Raw genomic sequence first — 16,281 nt, forward strand, 5'->3', positions numbered from 1 at the left:
TGCTCCCCCTTCCCATCACGGCCGGGCGATTGACATAGGTGTCGTCGGGAGCGCCTCGACAACAAGGCTCTCCCGAAAGGCAACACCTGTGCACTCTCTGCAGTTCACCGCCGAGTCGTCGTCGGACGGCATGGTCGAACGCGACTTCACCGTGGGCGGCGTCCCCGGGGTTCTCTGGTCGCCGGCTCCCGGCGCCGATCGCGCGCCCCTGGTCCTGATGGGCCACGGCGGCGGTAACCACAAGAAGCATCCGGCGATGGCGGGCCGCGCACGCCTTCTCGTGACCGGCTGCGGCTTCCATGTCGCCGTCATCGACGCGCCCGCTCACGGTGACCGGCCGCGCACCGCGCACGACGAGCAGGAGATCGCCGAGCTCTATCGGGCGAGGGCGGCGGGCGAGCCGGAAGGACCGATCGTCGTCCGCTACAACGCCCACCTGGCGGAGCTCGCCGTGCCCGAGTGGCAGGCGACCCTGGACGCGCTCCAGGAACTTCCGGAGATCGGCGCCGACGGGCGGGTCGGCTACTTCGGCATCAACATGGGCACCGCGATCGGAATACCACTTGTGGCGATCGAACCCAGGATCACGGCCGCGGTCTTCGGCCAGCACTGGCCCGATGTCCTGGCCGAGAAGGCGAGGCGGATCACCGTCCCGATCGAGTTCGACATGCAATGGGACGACGAGCACATCCCGCGCGAGGCCGCTCTCGCGCTGTTCGACGCCTTCGCCTCAAAGGAGAAGACGTTGCACGCCAACGCGGGCAGGCATAAGGAACTGCCCAGGTTCGAGGCCGACAGCGCGGTCCGGTTCTTCGCCCGGCACCTCGGCCGAGCGGTCACCCCGCCGGCCTGAAGTACGCGGTCGCGGCGTCCGGCTCGCCGGCCGGGCGCCGCGGCAGCGGATGCTCAGCGCGTCTTGGGGAAAGCGGCGCGGGGCCCGGGGCCGCTGAGGATGAAGGCGACCGCGACCAGGGGCAGGACGCTCATGGCCTGCATCACGGCGTACCACGCCGGGCAGATACCGGGGATCAGGTCGACGCCGATGATCGCGATCGGCATGGTGACGCTGATGGTGCGCATACGGTCGAAGCTGCGCCGCGATCCCTGCGACGCACGCACGATCATCCGGTGGAGCATCGGGGCGATGGCGAGCAGTATGACGGCCCGGACCCACATGAACGGGGTCTCCGTGTGATCGGCGATCGACAGCACGGCGACCGTCGCGAGGGTGATGCCGCAGATCATGCCGGAGAGCGTGACGCACTTCTTCGCCAGGTCGAAGGCCTCTCGGGTGCGGCTGTCGTCGAGGTGTGCCGTGGCGCCGGTGATGGTGGTCATGTCGTTTCTCCTTCTCGTCGTGGTCTCGACGCTAGGGAGCGGACGGGCGGCGCGGTATGCGTCTGGACGTACGCGGGGGTGGGGCCAGACCCACTCCGGGGGCGATCGGCTGGGCGCCGGGCTCTGTGCGGTACACAGTGGAAACATCACGCCGTACCGGCCCGGACCGGCGCATCGCCGAACACCTCGGAACCGGTGTCGTGGAGTACGAAGGAAGGCTCATGCGACAGCTGGTGTCGTGGCTGGCGAGTGCCGCCGTTGGGTTCGTGCGAGCGTGCGTCGTGCTCGTCGTCAGCATGCTGGTCCCGGCCGTGTGGGCCGCCGCCGCGGGGCTGTGGATGTGGTGGTGGGGCGGCGACCCGTGGCCCGGGCTGGCGCCGCTCCTGTGGGCGTGCGTCGGCACGCTCGCCCTGGCCCGCCCGATCTGCCGGATGGTCCGCGCCGTCGTCGCCCGATGGACGGGCACCGTCATTCCTCCTGGATATCGGCAGGCCGCGCCGGTGGTGCGCATGTCGACGGGGTACTGGTGGAACGGATTCTCCTACGAGCGGACCAGCCGCGACGCCCGCCGGGACCAGAGGATGCGGCTCTGGTGGAGCGATCCCGCCACCTGGCGTGACCTGCGGTTCGCGGTGATCGCTCCGTTCGCCATGGGGGTGATCGCGGCCGTCCCGCCGGCCGGAGTCGTGGCGGCGGTCGTCGGGTTCGGCCACCCGGCGCCCTCCATGCGTCTCATCGGGGCGCTCGGCGTGGCCGTGGCCGTCGGCGCCGCTCCGTACGCCTGGCGGCCGGTCCGGCCGGTGGCCGTCCGGTTCCTGCGGCCGTCGCCGGCGATGGCGCTGGCGGACCGGGTGGATGAGCTGACGGCCCAGCGCGCCGACACGACGGTCGCGCAGGCCGCCGAGATCCGGCGCATCGAACGGGACCTGCACGACGGAGCGCAGGCGCGCATGGTCGCGCTCGGGATGTCCTTGGCGACCGTGGAAAAGCTGATGGAGACCGACCCCGACCGGGCCAAGGCGCTGCTACGGGACGCGCGAGCAGGGGCCACCGCGTCCCTGGCCGAGCTCCGCGACCTGGTCAGGGGCATCAGCCCGCCGGTGCTGACCGAGCGGGGGCTCGTCGACGCCGTTCGCGCTCTCGCCCTGGACAGCCCCCTCGAAGCCGCCGTCAGCGCCGACCTCCGGCTGCGCCTGGACCCGCCGATCGAGTCCGCCCTCTATTTCGGCGTGGCCGAACTGCTCACCAACGCGGCCAAGCACGCCCGGGCGACCCGCGCCGGGATCTCCATCGCCCGCACCAGTACCGGCACCGGCGCAGGCATCGTCGTCGACGTCGCGGACGACGGCACGGGCGGTGCCGGCGTGCGCGCCGGTGGCGGACTCGACGGGCTGCGCCGCCGCCTCGCGGTCTTCGACGGCACCCTGGAGATCACCAGTCCGACAGGAGGTCCGACCCGCGTGAGAATGGTTGTGCCATGCGAATCGTTGTAGCCGAAGACCTCTACCTCCTGCGCGACGGGATGGTCCGCCTCCTGGAGGCGTACGGGCACCAGGTGGTGGCGACGGCGACCACCGGGCCGGAGACGCTCGACGTGCTGCTGACCCAGCGGCCGGACGTCGCGGTCGTCGACGTCCGCATGCCGCCGACCCAGTCGGACGAGGGCCTGCGGGCGGCTCTCGACGCCCGCCGCCGCCTGCCCGGACTGCCGATCCTGATCCTGTCGCAGCACGTCGAACAGCTGTACGCCCGCGAACTCCTGGCCGACGGCACCGGCGGCATCGGCTACTTCCTCAAGGAGAGCGTGTTCGACGCCGATCAGTTCGTCGACGCCCTGGAGCGGGTGGCCGGCGGCGGGACCGCCATGGACCCGGCCGTCATCGCCAAGCTGCTGTCCAGCGGGTCGTCGAACCGGCGGCTCGAACGGCTCACGGAACGCGAACACGACGTGCTCGGCCTGATGGCCGAAGGGTTGTCCAATCAGGCCGTCGGCCAGCGGCTCTTCCTCAGTGAGAGCGCCATCAGCAAGCACACGACCTCCATCTTCGGCAAGCTCGGCATCACCGACGACGGCAACAACAACCGCCGCGTCCTCGCCGTCCTCACCTACCTGAACAACGCCTGACGTGCTCCGTTACGCCGGCCGGGGGCGGGCGTTGCGGAGGCGGATGCCGCTCCAGCCCAGGGAACTGGCGGTCACCGCGTCCCAGAACGGCCAGAGGTTGTCCAGCAGCCTGAGCTGGATGCCGGCATCCTCGTGCAGCCGCAGCAGGTCGCCGACGGGTTCGGGCGGCCCGAGAGGTTCGACGGGCTCGGTCGCGACCACCGCGCTCGGCACCGGCTCTCCGAACGGGACGAACTTCTCCGCCGGGAAGCGGTAGGCGTACAGGCGGACGGTCAGGAACGCCTCCAGCCAGCCGTACTCGATGGCGTGGACGCGCCGCCCGCAGCCCGGCCCGATGATCCGGTCGTGGTCGTCGTCCGTGGTCGCCGGGGTCGTCCAGGCCATGGCCCGAGGACACTGGCGGGGAAACCAGTAGTCGGGGCTGCGCTCGGCCGTCACCGCCCAGACGTACGCCTCCGGCTGCCGCGCGGTGGCCGCCACGTGCGGAACGAATCGGGTGATCTCCGGGTCTTCGGAGAAGTGCAGCACCTCGCCGGGCTCAGGTCGCATGTCCCGGGTCTACCACCTCGCCGCGACCACGGCCCACGCCGCGGTCTCAGACGAGCCGGATCGCGGCCGGCACCGCGGTCTCAGGCGAGCCGGATCGCGGCGGCCTCGGCCGGAACGAGCTCGCCGACGATCGGCGCGCCGGGGACCTCGCCGGCGACCAGCAGGCCGCCCGAGGTCTGGGCGTCGGCCAGCAGGAGCAGGTCCTCCTCCGCGTATCGGCCTGGGTCGAGGTGGGGGTGCACCCAATCCAGGTTGCGGCGGGTGCCCCCGCTCACGTAGCCGTCGCGCACCGCCTGCCGCGCGCCCTCCAGGTAGGGCACGGCCGCCACGTCGACCACGGCCGTGACGCCGCTCGCCCTGGCCAGCTTGTAAAGGTGGCCGAGCAGGCCGAACCCGGTCACGTCGGTCGCGCACCCGGCCCCGGCGGCCAGCGCCGCGCGTGAGGCGTCCCGGTTGAGCGTCGTCATGACCTCGATCGCCTGTGAGAACACCTCGCCGGTCGCCTTGTGCCTCGTGTTGAGCACGCCCACGCCGAGCGGTTTGGTGAGGGAGATCGGCATTCCCGCCCGGCCCGCGTCGATGCGCAGCAACCGGTCGGGGTCGGCCAGGCCGGTGACCGCCATGCCGTACTTCGGCTCGGGATCGTCCACGCTGTGCCCACCCGCGACGTGGCAGCCCGCCGCCCGCGCCACGTCCAGGCCGCCGCGCAGCACCTCTCTGGCGAGGTCCATGGACAGCGTCTCCCTGGGCCAGCCCAGCAGGTTCACCGCCACGACCGGTTCGCCGCCCACCGCGTACACGTCGGACAGCGCGTTGGTGGCCGCGATCCGCCCCCAGTCGTACGGGTCGTCCACGACGGGGGTGAAGAAGTCCGCGGTCGCGACGACCGCCCGGCCGCCCTCGATCCTGACCACGGCCGCGTCGTCGCCGGCGTCCAGCCCGATGATCAGCTCGTGCGCGTACGCCGACGGGTCGGGGGCCACGAGCCCGGCCACGATGCTCTCCAGCTCGCCCGGGGGAATCTTGCAGGCGCAGCCGCCTCCGTGCGCCTGCTGGGTCAGCCGGATCCCGGCCCGCTCCGCCGTATCGGTCATGCCGCACCCGTTCTCGCGTCGCTCGTCGCCGCGCCGCCACGACGGGGCGCCGCCCGGTCCCTACCCCGTTCCGGTTAGGTTTCTCCCTGGAGGTGTGTGGGCGCCTGGTGGCCCCCGCGGTCTTCAAAACCGACGAGGCCGAGGTCCTCGGCCTGGCGGGTTCGATTCCCGTCCACCTCCGCTCACCCTTCGCCTTCCCCCGTCAGGCCTCCGGCCCCACCTCCCACAACGCGGACATCGGAAGCGCCCGCATCCGATCCCCGAAGGGGAGCGCCTCCGGACCCGCATAGAGGACGTATCCCGCGATCAGCCGGTCGCCGAGCTTGTGAGCGAGTTTCCGAAGCCCTCGAAAGTCCTCGCCGCGAACGGTCTCCGCCGCTTTGACCTCGATGCCGATGATCTCCCCGGATGCCCTCTCCAGCACCCCGTCGACTTCCACTCCATCGCGATCTCGGTAGTGGTAGAGCCTGACAGGTTCCTCGGTCCAGGTGAGTTGGCGGGCCAGCTCGCCGAGAGCGAAGTTCTCCAGGAGAGGCCCGACCGGGGCGGTGAAGTCCATGGCGCGGGCGGGAGTGAGCCCTGCGAGATGAGCCCCGAGACCGGAGTCCACTACCAGCAGCTTCGGCGTCGCGATCGCACGAGTGGTGGCGTTGGAGGACCACGCCGGTATTCGTCGGATCACGTATACGAGTTCGAGCAGATCGACATATCGCTTGGTGGTGGTGTGCGGCAGCCCCAGATCACGGCCGATGTTGTTGATCACGGCCAGGCCGCCCATTCGGCCGCACAGGACGTTGAGCAGGCGACGCATGTCGGCGGGACGTTCGATGTCGGAGACCTGTCTGACATCACGATTGATCAGATCCGAGATGTACGACTCGAAGAAGCGGGCCCTCCTCCGGTGAGTCGGCCGGTGGACTGCTTCCGGATAGCCTCCTCTCAGTGCACGGTCCACGTAGTCGGCCCGTCGAAGGCTCGTCCTCGGGACCTTGAGGTCAGCCCCTTCCTGGAAGGCGGCGTCGACGAAACCATCCGGGCTTCGCTCGATCTCGCCCTGTGAGAGCGGCCACAGCTCAATCGTCTCCGACCGGCCGGGTAGTGCGTCCGGAAGGTCTCGCAGGCCCAGAAGCCGGGCGGATCCCGTTAGTAGGAAGCGTCCAGGCCGCGGATCCGCGTCGACCACGCGTTTGATCGACAGAAGCAGTTCGGGAACGCGTTGGATCTCGTCGATGAGCAGAAGCCCGTCGTGGCGCACGACGCCGTCCGGATCGTTCCGCGCGGCCGAACGTACGGCGGCTTCGTCGAGATAGATCTCGCGAGCCCTGGGCGAGCGTCGCACGATCGCTTTCGCCAGAGTGCTCTTGCCGACCTGGCGGGCACCGTTGATCACGACTACGCGGGTGTCCGTCAGTGCCTCTAGTGCCATGACTTCCACACGCCTGGGATAGAGCGTGAGCTCATCGACGTCCACCAGCTCAGAATAGGCTGAGTGGCTAGATCGGTGGTAGATCTGCCGGTACCTCGGTGGTAGATCTGCCGCAGTAGTTGTGGTAGATCTGCCGAGGGGTTTGTGGTGGATCTGCCGGAAGATGCGCGGTGGATCTGCCGAGCGTCCGTTCGCTGTCCCGGCCCGGACCGCCGGTTCCCGGCGAGGACCGGCGGCGGCGTGGTCCTGCGCCTCCATGGGGCTCTCCTCCCGAGGCGGTCACCGGGGACTCGCGGACGAGGACTCCGCCGTTACCGCCGAATTCAGGAGAGGGGTGTCACCCGCCGGAGCGGCGGGGGGAGCAGGCCGGGGTGGGCGGGGCGCCGCCGCTGTAATTTGAAGTGTGGATCCACGGAGGCGGGTGCCGCGCACCGACGCCGTGCTGGCCGATCCGCGGCTGGTCGCCGCCGCCGAGCGGCTCGGCCGTCCGGCGGTCAAGGACGCGGTCGCGCGGGCGCAGCAGCGGGTGCGGCAGGGCGAGATCGAGCCGGAGGACGTCGCGGACGCCGCGCTGGCGGCGTTGCCGCGCCACGCCACGAGCCTCCGTCCGGTGATCAACATGACCGGCGTGCTGCTCCATACGAACCTGGGCCGCGCGCCGCTGTCTCCGGCCGCCGTCGAGGCGGTGACGGTGGCGGCGGGGGCGACCGATGTGGAGTTCGACCTGGCCACGGGGGCGCGGGCGCGCCGGGGACACGGTGCGGTCGAGGCGCTGGCCCTGGCCGTGCCCGACGCCGAGGGCGTCCACCTGGTCAACAACAACGCCGCCGCTCTCGTGCTGGCCGCCACCGCGCTCGCCGCCGGGCGGGAGATCGTGATCAGCAGGGGTGAGCTGGTCGAGATCGGCGACGGATTCCGCATCCCCGACCTGCTCGTGTCCACCGGCGCGCGCCTGCGCGAGGTGGGCACGACCAACCGCACCGCCCTGGCCGACTACCGCGACGTGATCGGGCCGCAGACGGGGTTCGTGCTCAAGGTCCACCCGTCGAACTTCCGGGTCGAGGGCTTCACCGGCTCCGTCGAGGTGGCCGAGCTGACCGGGCTGGGCGTGCCCGTGGTCGTCGACATCGGCTCGGGGCTGCTCGACCGCGATCCCCTCCTGCCCCAGGAGCCCGACGCCGGGAGCGTGCTGCGGGCCGGCGCCGATCTGGTCACCGCGAGCGGCGACAAGCTGCTCGGCGGCCCGCAGGCGGGCCTGCTGCTCGGCCGCCGCGACCTGGTCGAACGGCTCAGGCGGCACCCGCTCGCGCGGGCGCTGCGCGTGGACAAGCTGACGCTCGCCGCGATCGAGGCGACGCTGCGCGGCCCGGAGCCCCCCGTACGGCAGGCTCTCCACGCCGATCCGATCCTTCTCGGTGAGCGGGCCGAGGCGCTGGCCAAGGCGCTGTGCCAGGCGGGCGTGGACGCGGCGGCCGTGTCCACGGAGGCGACCGTCGGCGGGGGCGGAGCTCCCGGAGTGCGCCTGCCGAGCGTGGCCGTGAGCCTGCCGGAACGGCTGGCCGCACCGCTGCGGCGGGGTGAGCCGCCGGTCGTCGGCCGGGTCGAGGGGGGCCGCCTGCTGCTGGACCTGCGCGCCGTGCCGCAGGACCGGGACGGTGAGGTCCTCGCGGCCGTCCTGACGGCGACCTCCTGATGGCCCCGCGCATGTACGTCGTGGCCACGGCCGGACACGTCGACCACGGCAAGTCGACCCTGGTGCGGGCGCTGACCGGGATGGAGCCCGACCGGCTGGAGGAGGAGCGGCGGCGCGGCCTCACGATCGAGCTGGGCTACGCCTGGACGACGCTGCCCTCCGGGGAGCGGGTGGCGTTCGTCGACGTGCCCGGGCACGAGCGGTTCCTCGGCACGATGCTCGCCGGGGTCGGCCCGGTGCCCGCCGTGATGTTCGTCGTCGCCGCCGACGAGGGGTGGATGCCCCAGTCGGAGGAGCATCTGGTCGCGCTGCGCACCCTCGGCGTACGGCACGGCCTGCTCGCCGTCACCCGCGCGGACCTCGCCGACCCCGCCCCTGCCCTGGAGGACGCGCGCGACCGGCTGGCGGAGGCCGGGCTGGGCGACGTGGAGGCCCTGGCGGTGAGCGGGCGCACCGGTGAGGGCCTCGACGGGCTGCGCGCCGCGCTCGACCGGCTGGTGGCGGCGCTGCCCGCGCCCGATCCGCGGGCACCGGTGCGGCTGTGGATCGACCGGGCGTTCAGCGTGCGCGGCAGCGGCACCGTCGTAACCGGCACTCTGCCCGCCGGTCGCGTCGAGGTGGGAGACGAGCTGGAGCTGGACGGCGAGCCGGTGCGGGTGCGCGCCCTGGAGTCGCTCAAGGAGCACGTCGAGTCGGTCACCGGGGTCGCGCGGGTGGCGCTCAACCTGCGCGGGCGGATCGTGCCGCGCCGCGGGCACGCCCTCGTCACGCCCGGCGCCTGGACGGCGACGAGCCTGGCCGACGTGCGCGTGACGATGGCGGTGGGCGCCCGCGGGCCGCTGCCCGCGCGGCTCACCGCGCACATCGGGTCGGCGTCGGTGCTGTGCGAGGTGCGCCCGCTCGGCCCGGACGCGGCCCGGCTGCGCCTGGCCCGGCCGCTTCCCCTGCACCTGGGAGACGCGCTGCTGCTGCTGGACCCCGGCCGAGACCCCGGCCGAGACCCCGGCCGAGACCCCGGCCGAGACCCCGGCCGGGGCCGGGGCGAGCCGCGGGTGCTCGCGCGGGCGACTGTGCTCGACGTGCGGCCTCCCGAGCTGCGCCGCCGGGGGGCGGCCAGGGAGCGGGCGAAGGCGCTGGCGGAGGCGTCCACGGACGCGGCCTCCCTCCTGCGCACGCACCTGCTGCTGCGCGAGGCCGACCTGGCCGCGATGGGCTGCCCGCCCGGGGGACGGCCGGTGGCCGGAGACTGGCACGCCGATCCCGATCACTGGTCGGCGCTGTCCGCCCGGCTCCCCGAGGTCGTACGGCGGTACGCGGCCGATCACCCCCTGGAGCCCGGCATGCCGGTGGAGGCCGTCCGCCACGAGCTGGGCCTGCCCGACCGCAGGCTCGTGGCGGCGCTCGTACGGCCGCCGCTGACGGTGGCCGACGGGCGGATCACCACGATGGGCCGCGCCCCGGCCGGGACCGCGGGGCTGCCCGCTTCGGTCGCCGGGGCGGTGCGGGCCCTGGTGGACGATCTCGCCGAGGCCCCGTTCCAGGCGCCGGAGGCCGGGCGGCTGGCCGCGCTGGGGCTCGGGCCGCGCGAGCTCGCCGCCGCCGTACGCGCCGGGGCGCTGCTGCGCGTGACCGAGGGTGTGGTCCTCGCGCCGGGCGCCGACGCGCGGGCGGCGGCGCTGCTGGCCCGGCTGCCGCAGCCGTTCACGGTCAGCCAGGCGAGGAGCGCGCTCGGCACGAGCCGCCGGGTCGCGGTGCCGCTGCTGGAGCACCTCGACCGCAAGGGCCTCACCGAGCGGGTGGACGAGGTCCACCGCCGGTCACTGTGAGGCGATGTCGCGCTTTCCGGCGGCGGGGTTGCCGGGGCCGACGCCGAAGCTGATGATCCGCTGCGGGCGCACGCGGCGGCCGTCACGCCCGCAGCTCACCCCCGAGGGGAGAGGAGGGGTAGCCGGGGACCCCGCCGGGGACCTTCCACGGCTCGTGGACGAGGCCGCCGGGCAGCGACGCGAGCTCGGGGACGTAACGCCGCACGTACTCGCCCTCGGGGTCGAACTTCTTGGCCTGCCTCAGGGGGTTGAGCATGCGGTAGGGCCGGGTGTCGTTACCCGTCCCGGCGACCCACTGCCAGTTGCCGCAGTTGTTCGGCATGTCGCCGTCGAGCAGCCACTCGGCGAAGTGCTCCAGTCCGGCCCGCCAGTCGATCCCGAGCCGCTTGGTCAGATAGGAGCCGGTGACCAGGCGCAACCGGTTGTGCATCCAGCCCTCGGCGAGAAGCTGGCGCATGCCCGCGTCCACGACGGGAACCCCGGTGAGGCCCTCCCGCCAGGCGGCCTCGGCCTCCTCGTCGCGCCGCCACTCCACGTTTCTGGGCCGGTAGTCGCGCCGGCCCATCTCGGGGAAGGCGTTCACGACCTGGTAGTGGAAGTCGCGCCAGCACAGCTGCCTGACGTACTCCTCGCCGCCCGGCCGTTCGCAGGCGCGCTGCACCACCTCCAGGGGCGACAGGCAGCCGAAGTGGAGGTAGGCGCTGAGCATCGAGGTGCGCCCCGCCATCCGGTCGCGGGTCTCGGCGTAGGAGGCCAGGCCGTCGCCCACCCACCGCTCCAGCCGCCGCCGCGCCTCGCTCTCCCCGCCCCGCACGATCCCGTACGGCTCGGGGGACGCCTCGGGCAGGACGCCCGGATCGATGCCGGGCGGCAGGCACAGGCGGCGGGGCGCGCCGAGGACCGGCCGTCTCGCGGTGGCCGACCAGGCCCGCCAGTAGGGCGAGAAGACCCGATAGTGGCTCCCGCCGCCGGGCCGCAGCGCGCCGGGGGGCACCACGGTCACGCCGGGGAAGAGGCGGAACTCCAGCCGGTGGGCCCGGCACTCCGCCGCCAGGCGCCGCTCCCGCCGCCGCGCCAGCGGGCTGACGTCCTCACTTGCCCAGATCGCCGACGCGCCCGCCTCCGCGGCGACCCGTACGGCATGGGCCACCGGGTCGCCGTGCCGTACGACGAGGTCCCCGCCGAGTGCGCGCAGGGACGACCGCAGGTCGTGAAGGGACGCGCGGAGGAAGTCACGGCGGTGCCTGGCCCCGATCGCGGGGTCGAACACGAACAGCGGAACGACGTGCCGGGCCACGGCGCACGCCTCGGACAGCGCTGGGTGATCACGAATTCGCAGGTCCCGGTTGAACAGCACGACGACGGTCTCCACGCGTACCTCTTCGCCGTCGATCACGCCGGTGGTTGCGGCTCCCGAGTAAATCAGGAGATCGTCTCGTCATACGGCGGAGGCTGCTTCACGCCGAGACGGGTCGTGCGCATGCTGTAATGCCGAAAAGGCATGAAACGCTGATTATTCCCCGGAAATATGAAGGCTATTCGCATCGGATGTGGCGAACGGATGGCGGGCGAAAGGCGGGCAGGGAAGCGCGCCCGTCGCCGGTTGTGTCCGGTGCGTGAAAAGAGAATGAAATGCCAGGTCATCCGGCCTGTGGGGCGGTTAGATCGAGCATGATCCGCAAGTTCTCCAGACAAGTCCGGAGACGGTAACGGTGCTGCGACTGGGCCCCTTTCGGATGACCATATCGGTGTTATTTGCGGCTTATCCTCAACTCATGATTTCTCTGGTTCTTTTCCTTCCCAACACATCGCAGTCAGTCTAAGATCTCGTTCTATGTATCGGTATGCATCAAGATTTCCTGTTAGGCAAGTGCACTGCCTAAGTCGCAGGGATGCTCTGGCCGAACATGACGCCGTCGTCATCCCCACTCCGATCCGGTGCGCATGAACCCGCCCATCGGGGATGTGACGCTCGACCCCGGCCGGGGGATGGCATGGGTGGACGAGCACGGCGCCCACCTCGTCGACTACGCCTCCGGTCACCTCGACTCCGGCCCCATGCTCGCGGCGGTGATCGCCGCGCTGGAGTCGTGTGCCGCCCGCGAACGGCCCGGGAACGTTTCAGACCGGGCCTGGCTGCTGTCCGCGCTGCGCCGTGAGGTCGCCACCGGCCCGGGGCGGGGGTTCCTGCCCGGACCCGGTACCGGCGGGCCCGACCACCTCGCGGTGCGGCGCGCGTGGCGCCTGGCGGACCCCTTGGGCGCGGAGACGCTGCTCCTGCTCTACCGCCACGAACTCCCACTCCGGGATCTCGTGTACGTGCTCGCCCTGCCGTTGAAGGAGGCCGGCCGGCTCATCGCGCGTACCCAGGATGTGGTGGAGATCCTTGTGAGCGGGCTGGACGGTCTCGCCCGGGGCCGGCCGATCTGCCCGGAGATCGGCCCGCTGGCCGCCGCCGTCTTCCCGGACGAGCGCGGCGAGGCGGCCGACTTCGGCGCCGCCCGTACGGCGCTGCTGCGGCACATCGTGACCTGCGTGGTGTGCAAGCGGCCCATCAACATCCGATACACCGTTCCGCAGATCCTTTCCCGACCTCCGGTCGCCGACCTCACGGCCGAGACCAGGCAGCGACTCCTGGACGCCCTGAGCAGGGAACGGTCCGCCCCGGCGGAGCGGGCGGGGCACCGGCCTCCCCTGTCGTTCGGCATGCCGCTGTCCGCTCCCGTGGACACGGCTCCTCCCGTGGACGTGGCGCCCGCTCCTGCTGTCCCCGCGCCGGCGTTCCCCCCGTCTCCGGCCGCCCCGCCGCCGGTGCCGCCCGGCCGATCACCGGCCGTGTCCCATGAGGAGTCCCGCCCGCCGTTCCGGGAGGACGGGAAGGACAGGCAGGACACGAGACCCGGCCACCTGGTCCCGCCCGCGCAGCCGGAGGCGCCGCGTCCCGCCGGCACTGTGGGGGGCACTATGGCCGGCACCGTGGGAGGCACTGCGGCCGGTGCTGCGGCGGGTAAGGCGGACACTGCGGCGGACACTGCGGCGGGCACCGTTGCGGGTGCTTCGGCGGGCACTGTGGCGGGCACGGTGGCGGGTACTGCGGCCGACACTGCGGCCGGCACCATTGCGGGTGCTGCGGCCGGTGCTCAAGCGGCCGCTCAGGCCGGTGCTGTGGCGGGTGCCGGGCCCGAACTGCCGGAGCGCCCGGTGCGGGCCATCTCCCAGGAGGACACCCAGCCGAGCCTGCCGTGGACGCCGGGGGCGTTGAAGTCACGCGGCGCGCAACGGCCCAATCCGTTCCCCAGGGCGTCGGGCACGACGGGCTCACCGGGGTCGCGGGGCGCGACCGCGTCACCGGGGTCGCGGGGTGCGGACTCGACTGGTCCAGGCGGTCCAGGCGGTCCGGGCGGCTCGGCCCGCTACTCGGGAGCGGCAGGGGCGGAGCGAGGGGCGCACCCGGCTGCCGGAGAGGGCGCCGCGCTGCCGCCGGGGCAGGACACGCCTCTCTACAACGCGCTGCTCTCGCAGATCAGGGCCAGGGAGGCCCTGGCGCACGCCGCCGAAGCGGTCCCCGCCCCCGCACTCGCTTACGTCGCCGATGCCGACGCTGTCGCCGACACGGCGGGGGAGATGGACCTCACCCACAGGCCGCCCGCCGGTGCGCAGATCAGGATCGTCGAGGTCCTGGCCCGGGTCGGCTCGCTGCTGCGGGCGACCGCCCTCCGGATCGTCATCGTCGTCATCGCGGGGGCGGCGGGGACCGTGACGGGAATCAACCTTCTCGCTCCTGCCCCCCAGTCCCACAAGGGGTCGCTGGAGGCGAGCGTCGCCCAGGCCTCCGCCGATCCGGCGGGAACGGGGACGGGCGCGAACTCCTCGGCGGCCGGCCAGACGGACGGCGCTGCGGCGGGCGAGGGCACCACGAGCACGGCCTCGGGCGCGCCGCAGGCCACGGTGACCGCGACCGCCGCAGGGGCCGCCACCGCCGGGGGCGCAGCGCAGCCTGGCGGACAGGACACCGCGCAGTCCGGCGGGCAACAGGGCACCGCGGACGGGGGCACTGCGGCTGGCGACACGGCGGACGGGGGCACTGCGGCCGGGGGCGCCGCGAAGCCTGGCGGGCAGGGCGCCGCTCCGGACACCCCCACATCTCCCGGCGCCTTCCTGATGGGGGCCTGGGGTGTGCAGGCGCCGTCCGTCGTCACACTCGACGCGTTCGGGAGGGGGACCCTCACTCTCTCGACGACCTCCGGAAAACCCGTGAAATGGCGGATATCGGCTCCCGGCCTGATGGTCGAGCCGTCCAGTGGAACGCTCAAGCCCGGGCACACCGACGTGCTCACCGTGCGCGCGTTGCGCGTCCGCTACTGGTGCGGGGTCCCCTCGCCCGTAACGGCGTCGCTCGAACTGCACGCCCCGAAGGGCAAAGGCACCGCCACCGTGCGATGGAGCACCTGCTGACCGCCTCCGTTTCCTCCCGTCCTCGGTGAAAGGACCCCCATGACCGAGATTCACACTTCGGTGCCGACTCCCGCCGAGCAGTTCCCGGAGAGCGTGCCTCTCACGGCAGAACATCTGTTGACGAACCGCCGCATAGAGCCCACCGGCGGATGGCGGCGGCTCGTCTACCAGCTCTCCGGCGGCCGGATCATCCCCTCGGAGTCGGCGGCGGAGCTGGAACGGCGCACGCTGATCGCCCAGGCCCAGACGCCCGTCGCCAGCGGTCACCACAGGATCGCCGTCATGAGCCTGAAAGGCGGGGTGGGGAAGACCACGACGACGGCGGCGCTGGGCAACACCCTGGCCTCGCTGCGCGGTGACCGGGTGATCGCCATCGACGCCAACCCCGACAGGGGAACGCTCGGCATCAAGGTCAAGTCGGAGACCGCGGCGACGATCCGGACTCTGCTGGCCGAGGCGCCGCACATCGTCCGGTACGCCGACGCCCGCGCGTTCACCTCGCAGTCGTCCGCTCGGCTGGAGGTGCTCGCGTCCGACACCGACCCGGCCGTCAGCGAGGCCTTCGACGCCGAGGACTACCGTACGGTCGCCAATCTGATCGAGCGTTACTACTCGATCTGCATCACCGACTGCGGCACCGGGCTCCTGCATGGCGCCATGGGCGCCACGCTGGAGCTCGCCGACCAGATCGTGCTGGTCACCATGGTCGCCGTGGACGGCGCGAGCTCGGCCGCCGCTACCCTCGACTGGCTCACCGCCCACGGCCACGGCCACCTCGTCAAGAACGCCATCGTCGTGCTGAACGCGGTCGAGCCGAAGTCGCACGTGGACGTCGACCTGCTCGAACGCCACTTCGCCGGACGCTGCCGCATGGTGGTGAGGGTGCCGTTCGACCCGCATCTCAAGGAAGGCGCGGAGGTCGACCTGGCCCGGCTGCGGCCCACCACCCGCGGCGCGTACCTGCGCCTCGCCGCGGCTGCCGGGCAGGCGTTCACGCAGCGGACGGACCGGAGCAAGTAGTGGGACCGGTCATCCCCGATCCGGCGCTCGACTGGGACCTGGGACCGCCCCGACGGTGGGATCCCCGGCACCTGGTCGTCGCCGTCGCGGGAGTCGTCACCGTCATCGCCGTCGCGGTGATCGTGCTGCAGACCCGGCACGCGGAGGCGCCGTCCATGCCGGCGCGCGTCGTCGCGCCGTCTGTCGCGCTGGCGGCGCCGACCGGTCACGAGGGCGACGGAGGCTATCCGGTCGGCTTCCCCCAGACCGAGATCGGGGCGGCGTCCGCCGCGGCCGCCGCCCTGGAGGCCGCCTGGACACTCGACGTCGGCCAGGCGGAACAGGCGGCCGCGCTGTACGCCCCGCCGGACCAGCGTGAGGCGGCACGCGAGGGTGCTCGCGACGCCGTACGCGGCTGGCGGGAGACCCTCGGCCTTCCCCCCGAAGGCCGGCTTCCCGCCGGGGCGGCCCTGCGGACGCAGACGATCGGCGTCCAGTGGAAGGTCCGCTCCGAGAACCAGGTGCAGGTCGCCGTCCTGGTGCAGGTGACGGCGACCACGGGCGCCGGTGCCACCGGCCCCGTCTACTCCAGCCCCTATGCCATGAGCCTGCTGATGGCGTGGAAGCCCGATATGCGCGGTGCGGACAAGGGCGACTGGGTGAACATCCCCGACCCGACGCCCCCGTCCGTGCCCGCAGCCGCTCTCCCAGGGACGCCCGAGTTCGCCGCGGCGGGCTGGAAGTCCCTCATCGGTCCCCGGCCCACTCCCTAGATC

The 16,281-nt window shown here is 72.5% G+C and carries 12 protein-coding genes, 1 tRNA gene and 1 pseudogene; 9 read left to right on the plus strand and 5 right to left on the minus strand.

All coding sequences use genetic code 11. The features are described from left to right. Nucleotides 1–88 precede the first annotated feature (88 nt). The gene (locus tag FLX07_RS28315) at nucleotides 89–853 is read left to right on the plus strand and encodes an alpha/beta hydrolase family protein (RefSeq protein ID WP_142574731.1); all 765 of its coding nucleotides are present in this window, start codon (nucleotides 89–91) and stop codon (nucleotides 851–853) included. 53 nt (nucleotides 854–906) lie between these two features. Here the strand turns inward: FLX07_RS28315 and FLX07_RS28320 are convergent, their stop codons facing one another. After that, the gene (locus tag FLX07_RS28320) at nucleotides 907–1,338 is read right to left on the minus strand and encodes a hypothetical protein (protein WP_189105066.1); all 432 of its coding nucleotides are present in this window, start codon (nucleotides 1,336–1,338) and stop codon (nucleotides 907–909) included. 221 nt (nucleotides 1,339–1,559) lie between these two features. Between FLX07_RS28320 and FLX07_RS28325 the strand changes: the two genes are divergently transcribed. Then, on the plus strand, nucleotides 1,560–2,831 hold the full coding sequence (locus tag FLX07_RS28325; protein WP_142574732.1) for a sensor histidine kinase: 1,272 nt from the start codon (nucleotides 1,560–1,562) through the stop codon (nucleotides 2,829–2,831). Beyond that, a complete protein-coding gene (locus FLX07_RS28330; protein WP_142574733.1) occupies nucleotides 2,816–3,463 on the plus strand; it encodes a response regulator transcription factor in 648 nt (215 codons plus the stop codon). Before FLX07_RS28325 ends, FLX07_RS28330 begins: the two co-directional genes overlap by 16 nt. A 9-nt stretch (nucleotides 3,464–3,472) precedes the next feature. On the opposite strand, the gene FLX07_RS28335 is transcribed toward FLX07_RS28330, so the two are convergent. Further along, complete coding sequence (locus FLX07_RS28335) at nucleotides 3,473–4,012, minus strand: DUF6886 family protein (protein ID WP_142574734.1); 540 nt, start codon at nucleotides 4,010–4,012, stop codon at nucleotides 3,473–3,475. Between the two features lie 80 nt (nucleotides 4,013–4,092). Continuing rightward, nucleotides 4,093–5,106 (minus strand): selenide, water dikinase SelD, encoded by a 1,014-nt coding sequence (selD, locus tag FLX07_RS28340; RefSeq protein WP_142574735.1) that lies wholly within the window; start codon nucleotides 5,104–5,106, stop codon nucleotides 4,093–4,095. Between the two features lie 88 nt (nucleotides 5,107–5,194). On the opposite strand from selD, the gene FLX07_RS28345 reads away from it, so the two are divergent. Further along, nucleotides 5,195–5,288: transfer RNA gene (locus FLX07_RS28345), tRNA-Sec, on the plus strand. A 206-nt stretch (nucleotides 5,289–5,494) separates the two neighbouring features. Here the strand turns inward: FLX07_RS28345 and FLX07_RS28350 are convergent. After that, nucleotides 5,495–6,790: pseudogene (locus FLX07_RS28350) on the minus strand (ATP-binding protein); the annotation flags it as partial. 145 nt (nucleotides 6,791–6,935) lie between these two features. Between FLX07_RS28350 and selA the strand changes: the two are divergent. Both selA and selB read left to right on the plus strand, forming a co-directional pair. Beyond that, nucleotides 6,936–8,225: an L-seryl-tRNA(Sec) selenium transferase gene (gene selA / locus FLX07_RS28355; RefSeq protein ID WP_142574736.1), complete on the plus strand. Its 1,290-nt coding sequence runs from the start codon at nucleotides 6,936–6,938 to the stop codon at nucleotides 8,223–8,225. After that, nucleotides 8,225–10,051, plus strand: coding sequence for a selenocysteine-specific translation elongation factor (selB, locus tag FLX07_RS28360; RefSeq protein ID WP_223854183.1), 1,827 nt, complete (start codon nucleotides 8,225–8,227; stop codon nucleotides 10,049–10,051). Before selA ends, selB begins: the two co-directional genes overlap by 1 nt. 82 nt (nucleotides 10,052–10,133) lie before the next feature. On the opposite strand, the gene FLX07_RS28365 is transcribed toward selB, so the two are convergent. Further along, a complete protein-coding gene (locus FLX07_RS28365) occupies nucleotides 10,134–11,447 on the minus strand; it encodes a cryptochrome/photolyase family protein (RefSeq protein ID WP_229689921.1) in 1,314 nt (437 codons plus the stop codon). A 548-nt stretch (nucleotides 11,448–11,995) separates the two neighbouring features. Between FLX07_RS28365 and FLX07_RS28370 the strand changes: the two genes are divergently transcribed. The 3 genes from FLX07_RS28370 to FLX07_RS28380 are packed head-to-tail and all read left to right on the plus strand — an operon-like array spanning nucleotide 11,996 to nucleotide 16,278. Next, nucleotides 11,996–14,506: a hypothetical protein gene (locus tag FLX07_RS28370; RefSeq protein WP_142574737.1), complete on the plus strand. Its 2,511-nt coding sequence runs from the start codon at nucleotides 11,996–11,998 to the stop codon at nucleotides 14,504–14,506. A 39-nt stretch (nucleotides 14,507–14,545) separates the two neighbouring features. After that, nucleotides 14,546–15,526, plus strand: coding sequence for a MinD/ParA family ATP-binding protein (locus FLX07_RS28375; protein WP_142574738.1), 981 nt, complete (start codon nucleotides 14,546–14,548; stop codon nucleotides 15,524–15,526). Then, nucleotides 15,526–16,278 carry a hypothetical protein gene (locus FLX07_RS28380; RefSeq protein ID WP_142574739.1) on the plus strand — a complete coding sequence of 251 codons (753 nt, stop codon included), beginning with the start codon at nucleotides 15,526–15,528 and terminating at the stop codon, nucleotides 16,276–16,278. Before FLX07_RS28375 ends, FLX07_RS28380 begins: the two co-directional genes overlap by 1 nt. Nucleotides 16,279–16,281: the final 3 nt, after the last annotated feature.

This window comes from Microbispora bryophytorum (assembly GCF_006874465.1).
In the GTDB taxonomy this organism is placed as follows: Bacteria; Actinomycetota; Actinomycetes; order Streptosporangiales; family Streptosporangiaceae; genus Microbispora; species Microbispora bryophytorum.

Bases quoted from the DNA above. Each gene is read 5' to 3' on its own strand.
- FLX07_RS28320 (WP_189105066.1), bottom strand. From the start codon at position 1,338: ATGACCACCATCACCGGCGCCACGGCACACCTCGACGACAGCCGCACC.
- FLX07_RS28325 (WP_142574732.1), top strand. From the start codon at position 1,560: ATGCGACAGCTGGTGTCGTGGCTGGCGAGTGCCGCCGTTGGGTTCGTG.
- FLX07_RS28330 (WP_142574733.1), top strand. From the start codon at position 2,816: ATGCGAATCGTTGTAGCCGAAGACCTCTACCTCCTGCGCGACGGGATG.
- FLX07_RS28335 (WP_142574734.1), bottom strand. From the start codon at position 4,012: ATGCGACCTGAGCCCGGCGAGGTGCTGCACTTCTCCGAAGACCCGGAG.
- selD (WP_142574735.1), bottom strand. From the start codon at position 5,106: ATGACCGATACGGCGGAGCGGGCCGGGATCCGGCTGACCCAGCAGGCG.
- selB (WP_223854183.1), top strand. From the start codon at position 8,225: ATGGCCCCGCGCATGTACGTCGTGGCCACGGCCGGACACGTCGACCAC.
- FLX07_RS28370 (WP_142574737.1), top strand. From the start codon at position 11,996: ATGAACCCGCCCATCGGGGATGTGACGCTCGACCCCGGCCGGGGGATG.
- FLX07_RS28375 (WP_142574738.1), top strand. From the start codon at position 14,546: ATGACCGAGATTCACACTTCGGTGCCGACTCCCGCCGAGCAGTTCCCG.